Source organism: Polaromonas sp., from assembly GCF_016185115.1.
GTDB lineage: Bacteria > Pseudomonadota > Gammaproteobacteria > Burkholderiales > Burkholderiaceae_C > Polaromonas.
Map to the genome: position 1 here is coordinate 106901 of NZ_JACPOF010000021.1, position 19083 is coordinate 125983.

General features: G+C 61.2%; 18 protein-coding genes. 11 read left to right on the forward strand and 7 right to left on the reverse strand.

The features are described 5' to 3' along the window. Positions 1 to 312: 312 nt before the first annotated feature. Complete coding sequence (locus tag HYX42_RS15910; protein ID WP_293404759.1) at positions 313 to 1509, reverse strand: metallophosphoesterase; 1197 nt, start codon at positions 1507 to 1509, stop codon at positions 313 to 315. 134 nt (positions 1510 to 1643) lie between these two features. Then, a complete protein-coding gene (locus HYX42_RS15915; RefSeq protein WP_293404761.1) occupies positions 1644 to 2000 on the reverse strand; it encodes an EF-hand domain-containing protein in 357 nt (118 codons plus the stop codon). A gap of 259 nt (positions 2001 to 2259) precedes the next feature. On the opposite strand from HYX42_RS15915, the gene HYX42_RS15920 reads away from it, so the two are divergent. Beyond that, complete coding sequence (locus tag HYX42_RS15920; protein WP_293404764.1) at positions 2260 to 2826, forward strand: cob(I)yrinic acid a,c-diamide adenosyltransferase; 567 nt, start codon at positions 2260 to 2262, stop codon at positions 2824 to 2826. An 8-nt stretch (positions 2827 to 2834) separates the two neighbouring features. On the opposite strand, the gene HYX42_RS15925 is transcribed toward HYX42_RS15920, so the two are convergent. Beyond that, on the reverse strand, positions 2835 to 3680 hold the full coding sequence (locus HYX42_RS15925) for a class I SAM-dependent methyltransferase (protein ID WP_293404766.1): 846 nt from the start codon (positions 3678 to 3680) through the stop codon (positions 2835 to 2837). An 84-nt stretch (positions 3681 to 3764) separates the two neighbouring features. Further along, positions 3765 to 4187, reverse strand: a complete 423-nt coding sequence (locus HYX42_RS15930; RefSeq protein ID WP_293404768.1) for a hotdog fold thioesterase — start codon at positions 4185 to 4187, stop codon at positions 3765 to 3767. 139 nt (positions 4188 to 4326) lie between these two features. On the opposite strand from HYX42_RS15930, the gene HYX42_RS15935 reads away from it, so the two are divergent. Both HYX42_RS15935 and HYX42_RS15940 read left to right on the forward strand, forming a co-directional pair. Continuing rightward, positions 4327 to 5643, forward strand: coding sequence for an AsmA-like C-terminal region-containing protein (locus HYX42_RS15935; RefSeq protein ID WP_293404770.1), 1317 nt, complete (start codon positions 4327 to 4329; stop codon positions 5641 to 5643). Positions 5644 to 5688: 45 nt separating this feature from the next. Then, positions 5689 to 6024: a hypothetical protein gene (locus HYX42_RS15940; protein ID WP_293404772.1), complete on the forward strand. Its 336-nt coding sequence runs from the start codon at positions 5689 to 5691 to the stop codon at positions 6022 to 6024. A 21-nt stretch (positions 6025 to 6045) separates the two neighbouring features. On the opposite strand, the gene HYX42_RS15945 is transcribed toward HYX42_RS15940, so the two are convergent. From HYX42_RS15945 to HYX42_RS15955, 3 genes are all read right to left on the reverse strand, one after another. Then, positions 6046 to 7332 (reverse strand): solute carrier family 23 protein, encoded by a 1287-nt coding sequence (locus HYX42_RS15945; protein WP_293404774.1) that lies wholly within the window; start codon positions 7330 to 7332, stop codon positions 6046 to 6048. An 80-nt stretch (positions 7333 to 7412) separates the two neighbouring features. Further along, positions 7413 to 8297 (reverse strand): alpha/beta fold hydrolase, encoded by an 885-nt coding sequence (locus HYX42_RS15950; protein WP_293404776.1) that lies wholly within the window; start codon positions 8295 to 8297, stop codon positions 7413 to 7415. Positions 8298 to 8506: 209 nt separating this feature from the next. After that, complete coding sequence (locus HYX42_RS15955; protein WP_293404778.1) at positions 8507 to 9109, reverse strand: TetR/AcrR family transcriptional regulator; 603 nt, start codon at positions 9107 to 9109, stop codon at positions 8507 to 8509. 98 nt (positions 9110 to 9207) lie between these two features. Between HYX42_RS15955 and HYX42_RS15960 the strand changes: the two genes are divergently transcribed. From HYX42_RS15960 to HYX42_RS15995, 8 genes are all read left to right on the forward strand, one after another. Continuing rightward, on the forward strand, positions 9208 to 11223 hold the full coding sequence (locus tag HYX42_RS15960; RefSeq protein WP_293404781.1) for an acetoacetate--CoA ligase: 2016 nt from the start codon (positions 9208 to 9210) through the stop codon (positions 11221 to 11223). Between the two features lie 319 nt (positions 11224 to 11542). Then, entirely contained in the window at positions 11543 to 12493 is a 951-nt protein-coding gene (locus HYX42_RS15965; RefSeq protein ID WP_293404783.1) for a tripartite tricarboxylate transporter substrate binding protein, read from the forward strand. Between the two features lie 88 nt (positions 12494 to 12581). Continuing rightward, entirely contained in the window at positions 12582 to 14012 is a 1431-nt protein-coding gene (locus HYX42_RS15970) for an FAD-dependent oxidoreductase (RefSeq protein ID WP_293404785.1), read from the forward strand. A 9-nt stretch (positions 14013 to 14021) separates the two neighbouring features. Next, positions 14022 to 14840 carry a hypothetical protein gene (locus HYX42_RS15975; protein ID WP_293404787.1) on the forward strand — a complete coding sequence of 273 codons (819 nt, stop codon included), beginning with the start codon at positions 14022 to 14024 and terminating at the stop codon, positions 14838 to 14840. Position 14841: 1 nt separating this feature from the next. Next, the gene (locus HYX42_RS15980) at positions 14842 to 15855 is read left to right on the forward strand and encodes an electron transfer flavoprotein subunit alpha/FixB family protein (protein ID WP_293404789.1); all 1014 of its coding nucleotides are present in this window, start codon (positions 14842 to 14844) and stop codon (positions 15853 to 15855) included. Between the two features lie 30 nt (positions 15856 to 15885). Further along, complete coding sequence (locus HYX42_RS15985) at positions 15886 to 16680, forward strand: aspartate/glutamate racemase family protein (RefSeq protein ID WP_293404790.1); 795 nt, start codon at positions 15886 to 15888, stop codon at positions 16678 to 16680. Positions 16681 to 16762: 82 nt separating this feature from the next. Continuing rightward, positions 16763 to 17743: a tripartite tricarboxylate transporter substrate binding protein gene (locus HYX42_RS15990; RefSeq protein WP_293404792.1), complete on the forward strand. Its 981-nt coding sequence runs from the start codon at positions 16763 to 16765 to the stop codon at positions 17741 to 17743. A 13-nt stretch (positions 17744 to 17756) separates the two neighbouring features. Further along, positions 17757 to 19076 carry an MmgE/PrpD family protein gene (locus tag HYX42_RS15995; RefSeq protein ID WP_293404794.1) on the forward strand — a complete coding sequence of 440 codons (1320 nt, stop codon included), beginning with the start codon at positions 17757 to 17759 and terminating at the stop codon, positions 19074 to 19076. Positions 19077 to 19083 lie beyond the last annotated feature (7 nt).

Sequence of the window (19083 nt, forward strand, 5' to 3'; positions counted from 1 at the left end):
GCGCGTGGAGCGGGAGCTTGAGAGATGGGGTTGCAGCCTTGTCGTTGCTGACCCAGGCCCGGGAAGCGCCAATTGGTGCGTATCCAGCTGCTTAAACCTGATTTTTCATGTACACGTTAAAAAATCATCAAAAGTTAAGTTGGGTATTAACATTTCGGCCGCTGAAGGCGTTTCACGGCGATTTGGGATCGAAAAATGCAAAAACCAGGCCATTTTCAGGCATCAAATCGGCCCTCAGACCAATAAATACGTGCGTGAGCAGCTATGAAATAAATAGCAAAATCGGCGCCGTGCGGTGGCTGGCAATGCGTGTCAGGCGGTCACCAGCCGTATCAGGCTGATCTCCGACGGCGCGCCAAAACGTTTGGGCGGCCCCCAATAGCCTGTGCCGCGGCTGGTGTAGACCCACAGGTCTTTCAGGCGGTGCAGGCCGTGCGAGAAGGGCTGCTGGAACTGCACAAACAGGTTCCAGGGATAAAACTGGCCGCCATGCGTATGGCCTGACAGTTGCAGGTCAAAGCCCGCCTCTGCTGCTGCTGCGGCGCTGCGCGGCTGGTGCGCCAGCAGCAGGCGTACGGGCGCTGTCTGGGGCGCACCCTCCAGCGCGGCCTTGGGGTCGCTACGGTGGGATTCGTCGAAATGGTGGGCGCTGTAGTCAGTAACCCCGGCCAGTACCAGCGGCGCCATGATCTGCGAATCGTCCTGCGGGTCGCCGTGGGGCACCATGGCCGTGTTGGCGGGCTTGCCGTGGTGCAGCACCACATGCTCGTTCATCAGCACCGTCAGGCCCATGCGCCGCAGCTCTGCTACCCAGGCATGCGCGCCGGAGTAGTACTCGTGGTTGCCGGTCACCACATAGGTGCCGTGGCGCGATTTCAGGTCTGCCAGCGGCGCAATATGCCCGGCGAGGTCAGCCACCCTGCCGTCCACCAGATCGCCGGTCACGGCCACCATGTCAGCCTCCAGGCCGTTCACCTTGCTGACAATACGCTGCAGCCAGGCGCGCTTGATGGTGGGGCCGATGTGGATGTCGCTGAGCTGCGCCACCGTGAAGCCGTGCAATGCAGACGGCAGGCGATGGATGGGTACATCGACCCGTACCACTGCGGGTGTACGGCGCGCATTGAGGAAACCGAGCACCGTGACCAGCAGGGCCAGCGCGGGCACGGCCTCGGCCGATACCCGGCTCACCGACTGAAGCGGCAGCGGCAGGCCGGCGGCGCTGGCCAGCCACAGCACAAGAAGGGCTGCATCGCGGACCAGCGTCATCACAAACAGCGATGAAAACAGTCCCATCAGCAGCAGGCCAATCCAGCTGAGGCGATCTGCCCAGGGCTGCTTCATCGTGCGGCCGGCGGCCAGCCCCAGCGGCATCAGCAGTGAAGACAGCACCAACAAGGCCAGCATGAGCACCTGCAGGCGCGGATACGCCCCAAGACCGGGCACGATACGCCAGCCAATATAGGCATGCAGCAGCGCGGCGAACGCTGCGAGAGGATAAAAACGCATAAATTTCCGGTGGAGAGACCCGCAGGTGGGTTCTCTGCGCCTGGTATTCAAGTGCCGGTATCAAGCACTTTCGATGCCACCGGAAGATGGCCGCAGCCTGAGGGGCCGCGGTGAAGCCGGATTTGGCCAGCCGGTCAGGGCGAACCTGTGACAGCTTTGGCGAACTCTTCGCGCGAGATAAAGGTGTCGTGGTTGGTATCTATCTGTTCAAAGCGTCTGGATACTTCAGGAAAGCGCTCGGCTTCCGCGCGCGTGAGGCGGGCGTCATGGTTGTCGTCGGCACGGTCAAAGGCCGTATTCACCTCTGTGCTGGTTGCCTGCCGTACTGCTGCGGTGCCGCCGCCGCTGGCTGCCGCCGTGGCTGGCGGCGTTGCCGGTCTGGACGGTGCTGCTGTCTGTGCATGGGCTGCGCCTGCTGCGGCCAGTATGGCCGCAGCGGCAAAGCCGCAAGCCGCCATGGTGCGGACCGCTGGTTGATAGAGGGCGGGCATAGAATGGACATGATGCTGGCGCGCTGACGCAGCCGGGGAATCTGGCGGCAAGCCTTGGGAAATGCTGGCGGTGGAAAGTGTCATCCGAAATCATCCTCTTGAAAGTTGGAAAAGGCCATTCGACCCCATCGAATGGCGCTTTGCCAGCACTCTTTCCTCATGTTTCCCCGCTGACATCATCACGCACAAGGACACATTTTCTTGCCTTTGCACGGGCGTGCCGCCCCTGCATTTCATTTCAACCGACAAGTGGATTCTTATGGCCAACCGACTTTCCCAGATCGCCACCCGCACCGGCGACAACGGCACGACAGGGCTGGGCGACAACACCCGCGTTTCAAAGGACAGCCTGCGTGTTCACGCCATGGGTGATGTGGATGAGCTCAATTCCAATATAGGCGTGCTGCTGTGTGAAGAAATGCCCGATGGCGTGCGCGAGCTGCTGGTTGAAGTGCAGCACCAGCTGTTCAATCTGGGCGGGGAGCTCAGCATCCCAGGCTTCGAGCTGCTCAAGCCTGAAGCCGTGGCCCTGCTTGATGCGGCGCTGGAAGAACACAACGCCACCTTGCCGCGCCTGGCCGAATTCATACTGCCAGCCGGATCACGCGCCGCCTCGCTGGCCCATGTGTGCCGCACGGTTGCCCGGCGTGCCGAGCGTGCTGTTGTCGCGCTCGGCGTCGAAGAAACACTCAAGGACGCACCGCGCCAGTACCTTAACCGCCTGAGCGACCTGCTGTTTGTGCTGTCGCGCGTGCTCAACCGCATGAATGGCGGCGATGACGTCTACTGGAAGAGCGAAAGGCTGGCGAACGCCGGCCAGAAATAGCGCGGAAGTTACTTTTTGGTAAACCCGACGGCGCACCAGAATGGCTGGCCTGTCGAGAACTCGACATGTTCAAACCCGGCCGTCGTGAGCATTTTCTGGATGGAGCCGCGGGAAAAGCGTTGCTCCAGCCGTGTACCGAAGCGGTCCAGCGCATCGGTGCGCAAAACATAAAAGCCCATGTTCCGGTAAGCCGCCAGCGGCCAGGACGCCGGCAGTATGCCCATCTTGTCGAGCAGCCAGGCGGTGCGCGACAGCGGGACATAGGCCGTCACGGCGATGACGTCGCAGCAGAAGTTCTTGAGGGGGTTGGGCAACAGCGAGATGACGCGGCGGAACATGTCGCTGACTTTCCAGAGGCCCAGAAACCACCACGGCCTCTGATCGAACGCGTAGTAAAGGTAGATCAGGAAAGGGGCGCCGGGCTTGAGCGCCTTGCGTATCGATACCATGGCCGCATGTGTGTCGGGCACATGGTGCAGCACACCCAGCGAATAGGCGAAGTCGAGGCTGGCCGGCGCAAAAGGCAGGTTGTCCACAGACCGTTCATGAAAGGTGGTGTTGGCGCAATCCTTCAGGTTTTGCCGCGCCACGTTCAATGCCTCTGCGCTGGGGTCGACCAGATGCAAATGGCCTACACGGGGCGCCGCCAGCACCGCCCACCGGCCGCTTCCGCAACCGATGTCCGCGCCGACCGAATCGGGAGGCAGATTCGCCCACGGAAAGACACGGAAATAATCGTTGAACAGGTTTTGCTGGTCTGAGCCCGACAGCCTGGTCTGGTCGAACCGGCTCCATTCCGCGCCGAAATCCTGGACGACCTGGTGATCAACGTTTGTTTTGTGTTCCGAACTCACCGGCTCTATCCCGAATCTGTTTGTCTTGCTTCAGGCCGAACCATGTGCTGGAGTCGACTTTGCCACGATAGCATGAGAAAGCATCTATTTTGGCACCAACACCGCCATGGTCAGGCGCGACACGCAAACCATCTCGCCTGCCTCGTTGGTAATTTCGATGGCCCAGACCTGGGTGCTGCGGCCTACATGCACCGGCCGGGTGATGCCGGTCACCCAGCCGCTGGATGCACTTTTGAGGTGGTTGGCATTGATGTCCAGGCCCACGACGCGGTGCCCCGGCGGAGCGGCGAAAGCTGCGCCGCAGGAGCCCAGCGTTTCAGCCAGCACCACCGACACGCCGCCATGCAGCAGGCCGTAGGGCTGTACCGTGCGGTGATCGACAGACAGGCGGGCGCGAATGAAATCGTCGCCGACCTCCAGAAACTCAATGCCCAGATGGGACACAGCGGTGTTGACGGAATTTGCGGTCAGCACCTCGACGGAGATGGCTTGTTTCCAGATGGGCATGGGGTGTTGGGGTAGGTGGTGCGGTGTAGTCGGTTACAACTATAAGGCGGCTGCCTACAGGCTGCGAGCCTGTTGTCGCGCCCATGGGGGCCCTGCGCCGTTTTATGCTGGAAGCAATGGCTCGTAGAAGACACCATTCATGACACGCGGACGCAAATGGCTTGTGGGCCTTGTCGCGTCTGCGTTTGTACTGGTTTTTGCAGTTGCCATTCTTTTCAGTCTTCTGCCCTCTGATGAAGAGCTGGCGAACACTGCGGCCGTCAAACTCGGGGCAGCCCTGGGCGCAGAAGTTCGTATTGGCACTGTGCAGTGGCGCCTGTTTCCCTCACCCGCGGTGATGGTCCAGGAGATGTCTGTCGCCAGTCAGCAACCCATCACGTTCAAGTCCCTCGTGCTCTATCCGGATCTGCGTGCGCTCTGGAGCAGGCGTGTCAGGTTCAGGCAGGTCACCCTCACCGGGGCGGTCGTGCCGCAAATGTCCCTGCGCAGCCTCGGAGCCCACGGCGAAACTTTTGCAGGAGACGACGGGCAATGGACGGTTGATGCGTTGCCACTCGCGCGTCTTGTTTTCAGCGACGTGACCTGGATATCACGGCGCGGCATACCGGTCATCTATGACGGTGAGGTCGATTTCGATGTGAACTGGCGTCCGCGTGCCGCCGCATTGAGGAGGCCTGGCGTCAATCCGCCCGCCGAGTTATTGCTCACCCGCAGTGGCGATGAAGACCGCTGGGCAGTAGATATCCGTGTGGGCGGCGGGACGGCCAATGGTGAAGTCAGCCTGCAGGAGCTTGCCGGCGGACGCATGAAACTGACAGGGCGGCTCAAGCCCGACAAGGTGGAAGTCGCCAGTGCGCTGTCGGCCTTCAACCGCCGGCCGACCATCTCCGGTCTGGCCAGTGGTGACACCACCCTGTCTGCCGAGGGCGGGACGGTCCTGAATCTGGCGCAGTCGCTCAATACCAAAACGCCTTTTGTCATGGGGCCCGGCAAGCTCCTGCGCTTTGACCTGGACAAGGCGGTCAGGACCCTGGGCAAGGACCACACGGGCCAGACCCCGCTGGACTCTGTGACCGGACTGCTGGAAACGCAGAACACACCTGACGGCATGGTGAGTTATTTCAGGGACATACGTGCGAAATCCGGTTCGCTCAGTGCATCGGGCAACGCAAAACTCTTCAATCGGCACATTGATGCGGAGCTGGCGGTTGACCTTGTTGACGGCATAGTGGGTGTGCCGCTCAGGATCAGCGGGCCGACCACGGATGTCAAGGTCAGCGTACCGCCGGGTGCGGTGGCCGGCGCGGTTGTCGGGACGGCGGTGCTGCCAGGCATAGGCACAGCCATAGGCGCACGTATCGGTGCAACGCTGGGCAAGCTGTTCGGCCCGGCAGCTGGCGCATCGGCGCCCAAAAGCAGTACCCCGCCTGGCCCGATGGGCCGGAAAGCCCCTTAAATACTATTTTGTTATCCTAGTGCCCCGCAAACCACGCTTGAACCCATGTCACAACAGACCGCAACACCCCCGGCGTCGACGCCCCTGGAGCGCGCACTGGACCAGAATGAAGGCGTCAAGGATGTCGTCGAACAGTCCGCCGCCGAACTGGTCGTCATCAATGCCGTGCTGAAACAGGAAATACCCGACCACGCACAGGTTGGCGAAGTGGCGCAGGCGCTGATCAAAACAGACGAGCTCGAAACCCGCATCACCGAAACTGCGCAGGAGCTCGCCGACGTCAACGAGGTGCTCGCGCAGGAGATCGACGAACGCGCCGACCTTGAGCGCGAGCTGGCCGCGACCAAGGCCCAGCTTGAAAAGGCCAGGAACAAGTCCTGACCCCAGCCCCTTTGCCCGGGTTTACTTGCCGCGATTGAGCAGGGCGTAGAGCAAAATCGCGCCGAAGGTGGCGGTGCCAATGCCGCCCAGCGCAAACTGGCCGAACTTCAGCGTGAAATCACCAGTGCCCAGCACCAGCGTGATGGCCGCCACCAGCAGGTTTTTGTTGTCGGAAAAATCAACCTTGTTGTCGACCCAGATGCGCGCACCAGCCACCGCAATCAGGCCGAACACCACAATGCTCACCCCGCCCATGACGGGCAGCGGAATCGCCTGGATCAGGGCGCCGAACTTGGGGCTGAAGCCCAGCACGATGGCGATCAGTGCCGCCACGACAAACACAGCTGTCGAGTAGATTTTGGTCGCAGCCATGACGCCTATGTTTTCTGCATAGGTCGTCACGCCGGTGCCGCCTGCGCTGCCCGACACCACGGTTGCAATGCCGTCGCCTATAAAGGCGCGGCCCATGTACTGGTCCAGGTTCTTTCCGGTCATCGCCGTCACGGCCTTGATGTGACCCAGGTTTTCGGCCACCAGGATGATGGCCACGGGGGCGATCAGCAGCATGGCGCTGGCGCTGAAAACCGGCGCCGCAAAACCCGGGATGCCGACCCACGCCGCACTGGCGATGCCTGACAGGTCTATCGGTTTGCCCAGGCCCAGGCCGTTGGTGAGCACTGCGTAGATCACGCTCGCCACAACCAGTCCGACCAGAATCAGGAGGCGCTGCACCATGCCGCGCGTCATCACTGCGACCAGCGCCACGCTGACAAATGTGACCACCTGCATCCACGAATCGAAATTGCTGGATGCCATGTTCTTGATTGGAATACCTGCCAGGTTCAGGCCGATCACGGCAACAACAGCGCCTGTGACCACTGGGGGCATGAAGCGTTCTATCCAGCCGGTGCCAACTGCCTGCACGAGCACGCCTATCAATATGTACACCACACCGCAGGCAATGATGCCGCCCAGTGCGACACCCAGGTTGGTGTTGGGCCCCTTGCCTGCATAGGCGCTGGCTGCAATCACCACACCAATGAAGGCGAAGCTGGAGCCGAGGTAACTGGGCACCTTGCCGCCCGTGACGACAAAAAAGATCAGTGTGCCTATTCCGCTCATGAGGATGGCGATGTTCGGGTCAAAGCCCATGAGTATGGGCGCCAGCACCGTCGCACCGAACATGGCGATCACGTGCTGCACACCCATGACCGCCGTTTGTGGCCACGGCAGGCGTTCGTCAGGCGCAATCACGCCGCCCTGCTGTAAAACGTCGCCGCTTTTTTCTGTCCAGTCCAGCATTCCCATATCGCCCACTCCTCGTTGTTGATGGGTACATCCTAAAAGCAAAGAATGGCCCGCGCAAGGAAGGCGGCGACGGCGGGACTTCAGGCCATGAAGGCCGCCACTTCGCGCAGCACGGCTTCATCCTTCAGGATGCGCCTGTGTCCCAGGCCCTCGGTTGCCACAAGCCGTGCGCCGTCTATGGCCTGGCTGTAGGCCACGCCGTCGGCAAACAGGTTGATGCTGTCCTGCCTGTCATGCACCACCAGCGTGGGCAGGCTTATGCGTGCGCCCACGGCATGGGGCTCGAACTGCGGCATCAAAACGCCCTCACGCGCCTCAATGCGCCGCTGCATGGCAGCGCGTGTGGTCTCGCGCAGGCCGAAGACCCTGGCAAACAGGCGTGTGTATTCAAGTGGCGATGCCGGTGGCGCGATCAACACCAGGCGGCCGATGTCCAGGCCACGGCTGGCAGCATAGGCACTGGCGTTGGCAGCCAGCGAATGCGCCACCACGCCATGCAGCGCATAACCCTGCTGCTTCAGGCGTGCGGCCACATACTCAAGTGCACGCGCAAACTGCGGCAGGTTGCTGGTGGCCCCATCGCTGCGGCCATGCGCCGGCATTTCCACAATCACGGGCAACAGGCCCTGTCGGCGCAAGGTATCGGCCAGCGCCAGCATCTGCCCGGCATGTCCGCCCCAGCCATGCAGCAACAGCACCACGCGGTCGGGCGCGCTGCTGGTCGGCGCATAGAGCGTAACGCTGGCGTTTTCAAACGGCCACTGCTCAATGCTCCAGTCAGCGGGCCATTGGCGCCTGCGGTTGATCCATTTCGGCGGCAAGGGTGTGCCGAAGAGGCGGTAGGCCGCGCGAACAGCCAGCGCAGGCCAGATGCGCTCTGAAGCTGCAAGGCCAAAGCGGAACAGCCGCGTCATGCGGCTGGCGCTGTAAAAATCCGAGGTGGCATCAAGCGATGTGCGTGTCATGTCGTCTGCCTGCTCAGTACCAGACCCAGTCCTCGTTGCTGCGCGGCAGGCTGCGCAGCGATGCGAGCGCAGCCTTGCCAGCACGAAAAATTCCGTAAACCCCCAAGCCCACAAATAAAACCAGCATGACTTTCTCCTTTTATCGCACGGTTGTGCGAAATTTACACCTGCGAAAACACATCAAAACCCACTACCCCCCTCCTGCAAATTCAGGCGCGGTAACTTCTCAAAAGGCGTGTCCACGAGGCCTTGGCGCGCTCTGCCGACGTGGTGTCGCGCAAAAAGCGTGCGTCATGAATCATGCCCAGCGCCAGGTTGCTGATCTCGCCTACAAACTGGTCGGCATCAAGATCAGCCTGCAAATGACCGGCCTCGACGGCCTGTATCACCGTGCGCCGCAAGGCAGAACGCCAGCGCGTGACCTCTGCATAAAGCATGTCGCGCAATTCGCCCTCGCGGTCGTCTAGCTCGAACGCCCCGGCAGAGAAAATGCAGCCCGATTTGGCCTCCACGTCACGCATGCGCACAATCCAGCGCTGGACAATCATGTCCAGGCGCGGCAAGCCCTTGGGCTGCTGCATGGCAGGCACAAACACATCTGCAAGAAAGCGCCGGCCATATTCTTCAATGACCGCTTTCTGCAAGGCCTCTCGCGAGCCAATGCGCGAGAACACTCCGCTCTTGGACAAACCAATGCGGTCAGCCACCGCCTGCAGCGTGATGGCCTCCAGCCCTTCAGCAGACGCAAGGTCAATCCCCGCGCCGACAATGGCAGTGCGGGTCATCTCGCTTTTCTGGGTTTTTGCGTCCATGAGCCAATATTAGCACACCTGTGCGAAATTGAGCAAGCACTCCCTTTTCGGGCAATTCCCGATTCTTGATCGCCTGACATGCGGGTAACCTCGGGTGCATGAGTTCACCTGATATTCCGCAGATCCGCCTTTACCAAAACTGGCTTCGCGACGCCCGCGGTCTTTCGTTTGACAGCTACGACGCCCTGTGGCGCTGGTCGACGACAGATCTGGATGCCTTCTGGCAAAGCATCTGGGACTACTTTGACCTGCAGTCGCCCACGCCGCACAGCGCCGTGCTCGGCAAGCGACAGATGCCGGGTGCCGAGTGGTTCCCGGGCGCGCAGGTCAACTACGCACAGCACATCCTCAGCCATGCGGGCAAGGCCCATGCGGCTGGCCTGCCCGCGCTGGTCAGCCACAACGAGAAAAGCCTGGCAGCGGACCTTGCACCGCAAGAATTGTCATGGCCTGAACTGAAGCGTCAGGTGGCCTCGCTGGCCCTGCATCTGAAAGCGCAGGGCGTTGAGCCCGGCGACAGGGTCGCCGCCTACCTGCCCAACATCCCGGAAACCATCGTTGCCTTCATGGCTGTCGCCAGCATAGGCGGCGTCTGGAGTGTCTGCGCGCCCGACATGGGCACCAACTCTGTCCTTGACCGTTTCAGGCAGATAGAACCCAAAGTCCTGATCGCCTGCGATGGGGTGACTTATGGCGGTCGCGACATGGACCGCACTGCTGTCGTGGCCGAACTGCGCGCCGCCCTCCCCAGCGTGCAGCATGTCATCGTCCACTACAACCTCGGCACGGTAGGTGTGGTGGCAGGCAGCACCCGGTTCACCGACGCAACTGCCAGCAGCAATGCCCAAACGCAGGCGTTCGAGCCGATGTGGCTGCCCTTTGACCATCCGCTATGGATCGTCTATTCAAGCGGCACCACCGGTTTGCCCAAACCCATAGTCCATGGCCATGGCGGCGTGATGATCGTGGCGCTGGCCTTGCTGCGCCTGAACAACGACGTAGCCCCCAGCGCTGCGGGCAAGGGCACACCCGAGCGCTTTTTCTGGTACAGCTCCACCGGCTGGATCATGTGGAACGTGCAGGCAGGCGCCTTGCTCAACGGCACGACCACCTGCATCTTTGACGGCAACCCCGCAGGCAGCAACAAAGACCAGCCCGACTGGACCACGCTGTGGCGTTTTGCGGCAGGCACCGGCGTCACCTTTTTCGGCGCGGGTGCGGCGTTTTATGCCAATTGCATGAAGGCGGGCGTTGATCTTTCTGCCTGCGGTAATCTTTCAAAAACCCGCACGCTGGGCGCGACCGGATCGCCACTCTCGCCCGAAGCGCAGAGTTGGGGGACTGAAGAATTCCGCAAACTCCACATTGAAATCTGGTGGTGCAACATTTCGGGCGGTACTGACTTTGCCGGAGCTTTCATTTCGGGAAATCGCGAGCTACCAGTCGTCCCGGGCGAAATGCAATGCCGCGTTCTCGGTTGCGCAGTAGAGGCGTGGAATGAAAAAGGTGAGGCGGTGATTGATGAAGTCGGCGAGCTGGTGTGTGTACAACCCCTGCCCTCCATGCCGCTCCATTTCTGGGGTGACCAGGGCAACCAGAGATACCTCTCAAGCTACTTCGACATGTACCCCGGCGTCTGGCGGCATGGCGATTGGCTCAAAATCACGCCGCAGGGCAGCTGCATCATCTATGGCCGCAGCGACGCCACCATCAACCGCTACGGCCTGCGCATGGGCACCAGCGAGTTGTACAGCGCGATAGAGGCGCTGCCCGAAGTGCTTGATTCAATGGTGGTGGACCTGGAGTTTCTGGGGCGCGAAAGTTATATGCCGCTGTTTGTGGTGCTGCGCCCGGGCATGGCTCTTGACGACGCGATGAAAACAAAACTCAACAACGCCGTCAAAACCGCATTGTCCCCGCGCTTTGTGCCCAACGAGATCTTTGCGGTGCCTGAAATTCCACGCACCCTGTCGGGCAAAAAGCAGGAGCTGCCCATCAAGAAGCTGCTGCTGGGCGAGTCGATTGAAAAAGTCATCAACCGCGACGCCATGGCCAACCCGGGCAGTCTCGACTGGTATGTCGATTTTGCGAAGCTGCGTGCGGCGCAAGGATGAATAGCATTCCGTACGATGAGGCGTTGTGATTTCCCTTGCTTGGAGCTAGTCGCAGCAACGGGTATTAGTCCGACGGTTCTGTTGTCGGGAGCGGACTAGGGTCTGTCCCTCACTTGCTGGATTCTGGCTCGTCGTGACGGGTTTGCTGAAGGTCTACACCCCGCTCCGTATCGTTTACATGCAATATTCTTATGAATATTCATGGTTGCGGCGATGGTAGCTTATTGAGGACACGCTGATACTCCACAGAGGCAGAGAAGCCCAAGACTTATAAAAGGAGACAGACATGCCCTCAAGTTTCGATTTGAAGCAGAGAGTTGTGCGCGCGCTGACGGCCCTTCTTGCCACGGCCACATTCGCAAGCGCCGCGATCGCCGCCTATCCGGACAAACCGATCAAGATGATTGTTCCCTGGCCTCCGGGCGGGGGGTCCGATTCGGTTGCTCGAATCATCTCCAAGCGGCTTTCCGAGCGCCTTGGACAGCCGGTGGTTATCGATAATCGCGCCGGCGCCACAGGTCTGATCGGCACCGATGCTGCCGTGAAGGCGGTGCCGGACGGGTATACCCTTGTTTTTATTGCAGACTCCTATCTGGTGAGTCCGCATGCATCCCCCAAGGTTGCGAAATACGATCCGAGAAAAGACTTCACAGACATCAGCATCGTTGGTTACGTGCCTTTTGTGCTGGTCGTCAACGCGGAAAAACATCCGGGCGGCCTGGCGCAGTTCATCGAGGAAGCCAAAAAGCCGGGATCTAACCTGACCTATTCGTCATGGGGCGTGGGCAGCTCCGGCCAGATGGCAATGGAGATGTTCAAGACGGAAACCGGCGCACGCCTGACCCACGTTCCATTTCAGGGCGCAGCTCCCGCCATGACGGCAGTGCTGGGTGCGCAGGTTGACGCACTTTTTGTGCCGCTGGTTGTGGCTCTCCCGCATCATCGTTCGGGCAAAGCAAAAATCCTGGGCGTCGCTGCCAAGCAGCGCTTCTCCGGAGCGCCTGACTTGCCGACGATGACAGAGCAGGGTGTTGGTTCGTGGATATCGTGGATGGGCGTGCTCGGCCCCGCCAAGATGCCGGCCGATATTGCAGCGCGGCTCAATGCGGAACTCAAGGCCATGAGCGAGGAACCGCAGATACGCGAGGCCCTGCTCAAGGCGGGGCTTGATCCCGCCTACACCACCCAACAGGAACTCAGCCGTTTCGTCGGCTCTGAATACGATCGCCTGGGCAAAGTGATCCGCGACGCAAAAATCACGGTCGACTGAATTTCCCCGGGTTTTCCCCGGCCACCATTGCGTTACCCGCACGTGCCCGCAAGCCGGGCGGGATGGCAGCACCTACAAGGACGGCAACATGACAATGCACACAGACATGCTCGTGATAGGTGGCGGAATGGCGGGGTTTTGCGCCGCGCTTGAGTTGGCAGAAGCCGGCCGCGAAGTACTGTTGCTTGAAAAGATGGGCTACACGGGCGGCTCCTCGGCCATGAGCGGTGGCTGCCTGGCGCTGGCCGGGACCGGCCTGCAGGAAAAAAACGGCATCGAGGACTCCAACGAACTGCTCACCAAAGACCTGCGCGAGGTAGGCCAGCAGGAGGGCGATGAAAACCTGATCAAGGCCTATGTCGACAACCAACTGGAAACCTACAACTGGCTGTGCGCGCACGGTGTGGAGTTCAGCCCCATAGTGGCGACGCTTTCAGGCCAGTCGGTGCCGCGTGCCCACGCGCTTGATCCTGCGGACACCATACGTCTGCTGGAGGCGCGCTGCAAGGCGACGGGCAAGGTCACTGTCATGCTGTCGGCCCGCGCCGAGCGTTTTGCCTATAACGAATTGACCGCGCTGGTCGAGGCCGTGCGCGTTCAAACGCCCTCGGGCACGCAAACGGTTGCGGTATCCGGCAAAGTAATCCTTGCAAGCGGGGGTTTTTGCCAGGACAAGGAGATGGTTCGCCGTTTTGCACCGCACTATGCCGAGGCCGTGTTTGTTGGCGGCGCCGGCAACGTCGGTGACGGTTTGCGCATGGCTTGGAAACTGGGTGCCGACTTGCGCGACATGGCACACATCAAAGGCACCTACGGCAAACACCCCGTGGACATGACCAATGACCACAGTTGCCTGGCAGCCTACAAGGGCGCAGTCATCGTCAATCAGGAAGGCAAGCGCTATGTTGACGAATCGCTTTCCTACAAGCTCCTCGGTGACGCGGTCATGAAGCAAAGCGACCACACAAGCTATCAGGTATTTGACCAGCCCATCTTCGATAGCGGCGATGACCGCGTGAAGATTCTCGATTTCAACCGCCGGCTCGAAGAAGGCACCCTGCTCAAGGCAGACACGCTGCAGGAGCTGGCGCAGATGATAGATATTCCTTACGAAGTACTCAAAAGTACGCTGGACACCTATAACGGTTATGTGGACGCAGGGCACGACCCCGACTTCGATCGCAAGGCGCTGGTACACCATCATGGCGAACTGGTGCGCGTCGAAACCGGTCCGTTTTACGCCTATCCGTCTACCGCCGTGGTGTTTGGCACCTATTGCGGCCTCCGCATAGATGCCCAGATGCATGTGCTGGACGTTTTTGGCGACCGCATCGGCGGGCTGCTTGCTGCGGGTGAAGTTGTGGGCGGCTTTCACGGCGGGGCTTACATGACCGGCACGTCGCTGGGCAAGGCCGCGATCTTCGGGCGCATCGCGGCGAAAACGGCGTTGGCGGAATCCCCGCCCCAACCTGGCAAACAGGCTGCCCGCCTGGTCGAGACTGCCGGCGCATCGGTCTGAGATCGCAGCGTGAGCATTCGAATTGCAGTGCTGGTGGCGGGCATCGCCGACGTCAAATGGCGCGCCACTGAACTCGGCTTGCCGCTGGATGGCGCGGTACAAGGCCCTGCAGTGGCACGAAAGCTCAGTCCCTTTGACGAGGCGGCCCTCGAGTGCGCCCTGAAATTGCGTGACGCAGACGCCTCAGTCCACCTGCGATGCATAGTTGCCAGCGATAGTGCCGATGCGGGGCTGCTGCACGCCGTGTCTGCGTACCGGCCATCGAGCCTGCAAGGCGTGGTGATATCACAGGAAAGGTTTTGGGACGCCCAGGCCCTGGCTATTGAACTGGCCGCCACCACAGTTTGCGAATCCGGCCCGGTGGACCTGGTACTGGTTGGCCGCGAGTTTGGCGATTTTGATGACGGCGTTTTCGCGCCATCGCTGGCGCAGGCACTGGACCGCCCCTTCGTGGCGCTGGCCCAGGAAATCCACAGTCAGGGAGATGGCCTTGTGTTTGTGAGGGAGCGGTCAAGCGCGCGCGAGTGCATAAACACTCAAGGTCCGATAGTCGCGAGCATGACTAACGCCAAATCCAACCGCCTGCGTTACCCGCTGATGAAAAACGTGATGGCGGCCAAACGCGAGCCAGTGCAGATGCCATCACTCGCGGCGTCGCAACGGTCCCCCACTCGCCGTGCGGTTTCGGTAACAGCGGTCGTTGCGAAACCCCGTAATGAGGTGCCTTGCCGCATGGTGCCGGGCACCGAAGACGAACAGGCCAGGGCGGTGGCCGACTTTCTGGGCCGGCTCCTCAATGCCGGGGCTTCAGCGCGAAGCCCACTTTGATATGAGTGATGTGAATACCTTTGTTGTCATCATTCCCGGTGACGAGCAGGCCGGCGATTCGGCGGGCTTGCTGGCTTCGGCGCGGCGCATCGCTGCTGCGTCCATGCCCGGCAAGGTGCACGCCATAGTGCTTGGTTCGCCGGGTGAGGCCGCCATGCCACAAAAACTCCTTGCAGCGGGCGCGTCGTCGGTATTACTCGTCTCGCATGAATCGCTGATCCAGCCGGTGCAAGGCGGACAACTGCTGGATCTGTTGCTGGCGGTACTGTCCGACGCCACGCAGGACTCGGCCAAAAACAAGCCGTCATTGTTCCTGTTTGCAGCTTCTCCCCTGGCCGATGAGATCGCGGCCGGCGCGGCCTTTCGCACCGGCGGCACGGCATTGGGCCGGTGTTCAAGCATCGAGATGCAGGGCGAGCAAATCGTGGCGAGCCGCGCGGCGTTTGGCGGGCGCATCAAAGTCGACCTTAGCGCGCTGGCGTTGCACTGCTTTGCGTGCATACGGCCGGGTGAGGCTTGTGTGCCTGTACAGGCAAGTGATGCAACCGTCGGGCAAGTGCGTGAGATCACATTGTGCGGTGCCTTGTCAATCCCATTAAACGCCACGTTTGAAGCGCAACCTGCAAGCAGGCGTCGCGTGGACGCGGCAAAGGTTGTGGTTTCCGGCGGCCGCGGCATGGGCGGCCCGGAAGGTTTTGAGCAGCTTGATGCGCTCGCCAGCGCGCTGGACGGCGCCCTGGCAGGCAGTCTGCCGGCTGTTGATGCCGGCTGGGTGCCGGTGACCTCGCAGGTCGGCCAGTCCGGCAATTACGTTACGCCGCTGGTGTATGTGGCGGTGGGCATTTCAGGCACGTTGCAGCACCTTGCCGGCATAGGCCCTAACGTCCGCATCGTGGCCATCAACAACGACCCGGAGGCCAACATCTTCCAGGAGGCGCAGCTTGGCGTTGTCGCTGACTGGCGCGTTGTTGTTCCGCTCATCACGGCGCACCTCCGGGCTGAAGCGGCCAACTGAGCAACCGGAAATCAAAGCAAAGGACTTGAAATGAAAATCTGGTACCAGAGCTCCAGCAGCTACGGTTTTGAGCCTGTCTGGGACGAATACGGCAAGACGCTTGAAGACCAGTGCCGAGCAGTAGTGCGTCCCGGCACCGACGTGCATGTTGAGGGCATCCCGGTCATGCTGCGCGACGTTGAAAACTGGAAAGCACTGCAGTACTACCAGAACGCGCAGTCCATGAAAAACATGATGCGCGCCCAGGAAGAAGGCTATGACGCCTTCGTGATAGGCTGCACGCTGGATGTCGCGCTGGCTGAAGGTAAAAGCATGCTCGACATTCCCGTGGTGGGCATCAGCGAGGCGGCGTATCACATGGCCATGACCATGGGCCGGCTGTTTGCAGTGGTCACCAGCTCGCCGGCTTTGTGGGAGGTTTACGGCGAGCAGGTCGAGCGCTACGGTGTCGCCAGCCGCAACATGCGCGGCCCTTACGTCGTTCATGCGTCTGAAGAAGAAATTGCCATTGCACTTGCTTCACCCGACGGCTTGATGGCCAAGTTTGCCGCCGAGGCACGCCGCGCGGTGGCCGACGGCGCATCCGTCATCATCCCCAGCCCGGCGTTTATCGCGACCCTGGCACACCGCTCGGGCATCACCCAGATAGACGGCGCGCTGGTTCTGGACACGGTGTCCGTCGCCGTCAAACGTGCGGAGATGCTGGTCGACCTGCGAAAAGCCGGCGTGCAGCCTTCGCGTCGCATCGGCGTCTATTGCCAGCCGGAGGCGGCCATGCGGGACGACGCGCTCAGGCAGTTTGAAAAAGTTTTCACCATACGCTGACCGCCTCATTGCACGCGGTACTTTCGAGCCCGGACCATCCGGGGCGGAGAGTGCGCTGAGCAGGACATAAAGGAGATTGATCATGAAACGAAATACACGGCAGCTTTTAATGGGTGCTTTTGCAGCTGCGGCATTGATGGCGTCTGCCCTTCCTGCATCTGCGCAAGAGTTTCCAACAAGGCCCCTGCGCATGCTGGTGGGCTTTCCGCCTGGCGGCAGCACCGACGTGATCGCGCGCGACATTTCGGCGGAGTTGTCAAAAGTCCTGGGCCAGCCTGTCGTGGTCGAAAACAAGGTTGGTGTCAACGGAATCCTGGCCTCCGATGCGCTGGCCAAATCACCGCCCGACGGCTATACCCTGCAATTGGTCATACCGTCCAATGTGACGAATGCCTTTATCTACTCCAAACTGCCGTACGACCCGCGCAAGGACATGACGCCGGTCGCGGTGGTCGCCAGTGCGCCCATGGTGATGGTTGTGTCGCCCGGGCTGGGCGTAAACACATTGAAAGAATTCATCGCGCGTGCCAGAGCGGCGCCCGGCGCCATCAACTCCGGTGCGGCCGGGACCGGCTCAACCCCCAGCCTTGCGCTGGATCTGCTGGGGCAGACGGCGGGCTTCAAGACCACGTCTGTCAATTACCCGGGCAGCTCGCCGCAGATGCTGGGTTTGCTGAGGAATGACGTGCAGGTTGCATTTGCCACCACTGTGCAGGCCTTGCCCTATGTCAAGGACAACAGGCTCAAGGCGCTTGCTGTCAGCAGCGCTACGCGCCACCCGCTGCTGCCGGATGTCCCATCGGTACAGGAGGCCGGCGTGCCGGGTTATGAGAGCGTGGCTTGGTTCGGCGTCTTTGCCGCGCCCGGAACACCCGCGCCCATAGTGGCCAAACTCAATGCCGAGTTGACGCGCATCTCCAGCCTGCCTGCCATGCAGGGCCGCCTGCGCGCTCAGGGCGCGGACCCGGCTTCCAGCTCGGCGCGGCAGTTTCAGGATTTTGTCGCGGGCGAGTTTGTAAAGTGGGAGCAGTTTTTCAAGCTCAACCCCATGAAGCTCGACTGACCGCAAGGCTGCCTTGAGCCTCAGCAAGCAACTCGTTGATTGGGCTTTAGCGCAGCGCGCGTACGGCCTTGATGCAGCTATTGAACGCAAAACTCGCTTGCACTGCGCCGACAACATCGGCATTGCCATTGCTGCGCGCGCCAGAAGCCCTATTGCTGGGCAGCTCCGCAAGGCACTGGACGGCGCGGAGGCGCTGTCCCCGGCCTCGTTTGCCTTTGCCGCTTCCGCGCACAGTCATATGCTGGACTTTGACGATGTGCACGACATGGCGCGTGTCCATCCGACGGCGGTGACCATGCCGGCTGCACTGGCTGTCTTGCCGCTTTCATCAGCCGGTGGGCGCGAGGTCCTGGAGGCGGTTGCCCTGAGCAACGAGCTCGCCTGCCGGCTGGGCATGATCTGGTTGCCAAGCGGGGGAGGCCCGGGCAGCGACTGGTTTTTGACGCAGCTTTTCGGCTACTTTTCGGCCGCACTCTCGGCCTCCCTGGTGCTGGGACTGGACGCAGCGCAAACGCAGTCTGCCATTGGGCTTGCCTATATGCAGGCTGCCGGCGGAAAGGAAGCTGGCGTAGGCGCGGGCGGCACGGCCCGCGCCATTTACCCTGCGTTTGCCGCCATGGGTGGCGTTCAGGCGGCCTTGCTTGCGCGGTCGGGTGTGCAGGGCCCGCCTACCGCGCTGGACGGCAAGGCGGGTTTCTTTCACCTGTATTTCGGCCGCCAGCTAGACAGCGGACAGACCGCTCAGCTTCTTGCACCGCATGGATGGTTCTGGCAGGACACCTGTTTCAAGCTCTGGCCTTGCTGCAGGCATTCGCATCCCTATGTCGTGGCTGCCCAGGCGCTCGGGGCGGGCGTCGACGTACAGAACATTGAAAGGGTCGTAGTCCGGGTGAATCCCACTGCCGCCAAGTTATGCACGCCCATCGAGCAACGCAGGCGCCCCCAGACACTGCAGGATGCCAAGTACAGCATCCCTTTCCTCGTGGCACTGGCTTTGACCAGGCGTGAAGTCAGCCTGCAGTCGCTTGACGAATCTTCCTTGACTGACCCGCAGGTGCTGGCAGTCGCGCAATGTGTAGCCATCGAAAACACAGGCCATGATGAACCGGGCATGCCACACGCAAGCATCACATTGACCAGCCGGCCCGAGGGTGCCGGCCGAACGTTCGAGTTGCCTTTTGCCGAGCCCCAGGGCGAAGATATGTTGCACACCAAATTTTCAGCCTGCATGGCCTACGCAGGCTGGACACCCGCACAGGCTGCCGGAATGTGGGCATGCGTGCAGGCGCTGGACGTTTCCGGGCTGGAGAAGATCCGCGGCCTGATGGCCTGAGGGCTCA

Bases quoted from the DNA above. Each gene is read 5' to 3' on its own strand.
- HYX42_RS15915 (WP_293404761.1), bottom strand. From the start codon at position 2,000: ATGCCCGCCCTCTATCAACCAGCGGTCCGCACCATGGCGGCTTGCGGC.
- HYX42_RS15910 (WP_293404759.1), bottom strand. From the start codon at position 1,509: ATGCGTTTTTATCCTCTCGCAGCGTTCGCCGCGCTGCTGCATGCCTAT.
- HYX42_RS15980 (WP_293404789.1), top strand. From the start codon at position 14,842: ATGAGTGATGTGAATACCTTTGTTGTCATCATTCCCGGTGACGAGCAG.
- HYX42_RS15970 (WP_293404785.1), top strand. From the start codon at position 12,582: ATGACAATGCACACAGACATGCTCGTGATAGGTGGCGGAATGGCGGGG.
- HYX42_RS15955 (WP_293404778.1), bottom strand. From the start codon at position 9,109: ATGGACGCAAAAACCCAGAAAAGCGAGATGACCCGCACTGCCATTGTC.
- HYX42_RS15930 (WP_293404768.1), bottom strand. From the start codon at position 4,187: ATGCCCATCTGGAAACAAGCCATCTCCGTCGAGGTGCTGACCGCAAAT.
- HYX42_RS15945 (WP_293404774.1), bottom strand. From the start codon at position 7,332: ATGGGAATGCTGGACTGGACAGAAAAAAGCGGCGACGTTTTACAGCAG.
- HYX42_RS15920 (WP_293404764.1), top strand. From the start codon at position 2,260: ATGGCCAACCGACTTTCCCAGATCGCCACCCGCACCGGCGACAACGGC.
- HYX42_RS15950 (WP_293404776.1), bottom strand. From the start codon at position 8,297: ATGACACGCACATCGCTTGATGCCACCTCGGATTTTTACAGCGCCAGC.
- HYX42_RS15935 (WP_293404770.1), top strand. From the start codon at position 4,327: ATGACACGCGGACGCAAATGGCTTGTGGGCCTTGTCGCGTCTGCGTTT.
- HYX42_RS15940 (WP_293404772.1), top strand. From the start codon at position 5,689: ATGTCACAACAGACCGCAACACCCCCGGCGTCGACGCCCCTGGAGCGC.
- HYX42_RS15990 (WP_293404792.1), top strand. From the start codon at position 16,763: ATGAAACGAAATACACGGCAGCTTTTAATGGGTGCTTTTGCAGCTGCG.
- HYX42_RS15985 (WP_293404790.1), top strand. From the start codon at position 15,886: ATGAAAATCTGGTACCAGAGCTCCAGCAGCTACGGTTTTGAGCCTGTC.
- HYX42_RS15960 (WP_293404781.1), top strand. From the start codon at position 9,208: ATGAGTTCACCTGATATTCCGCAGATCCGCCTTTACCAAAACTGGCTT.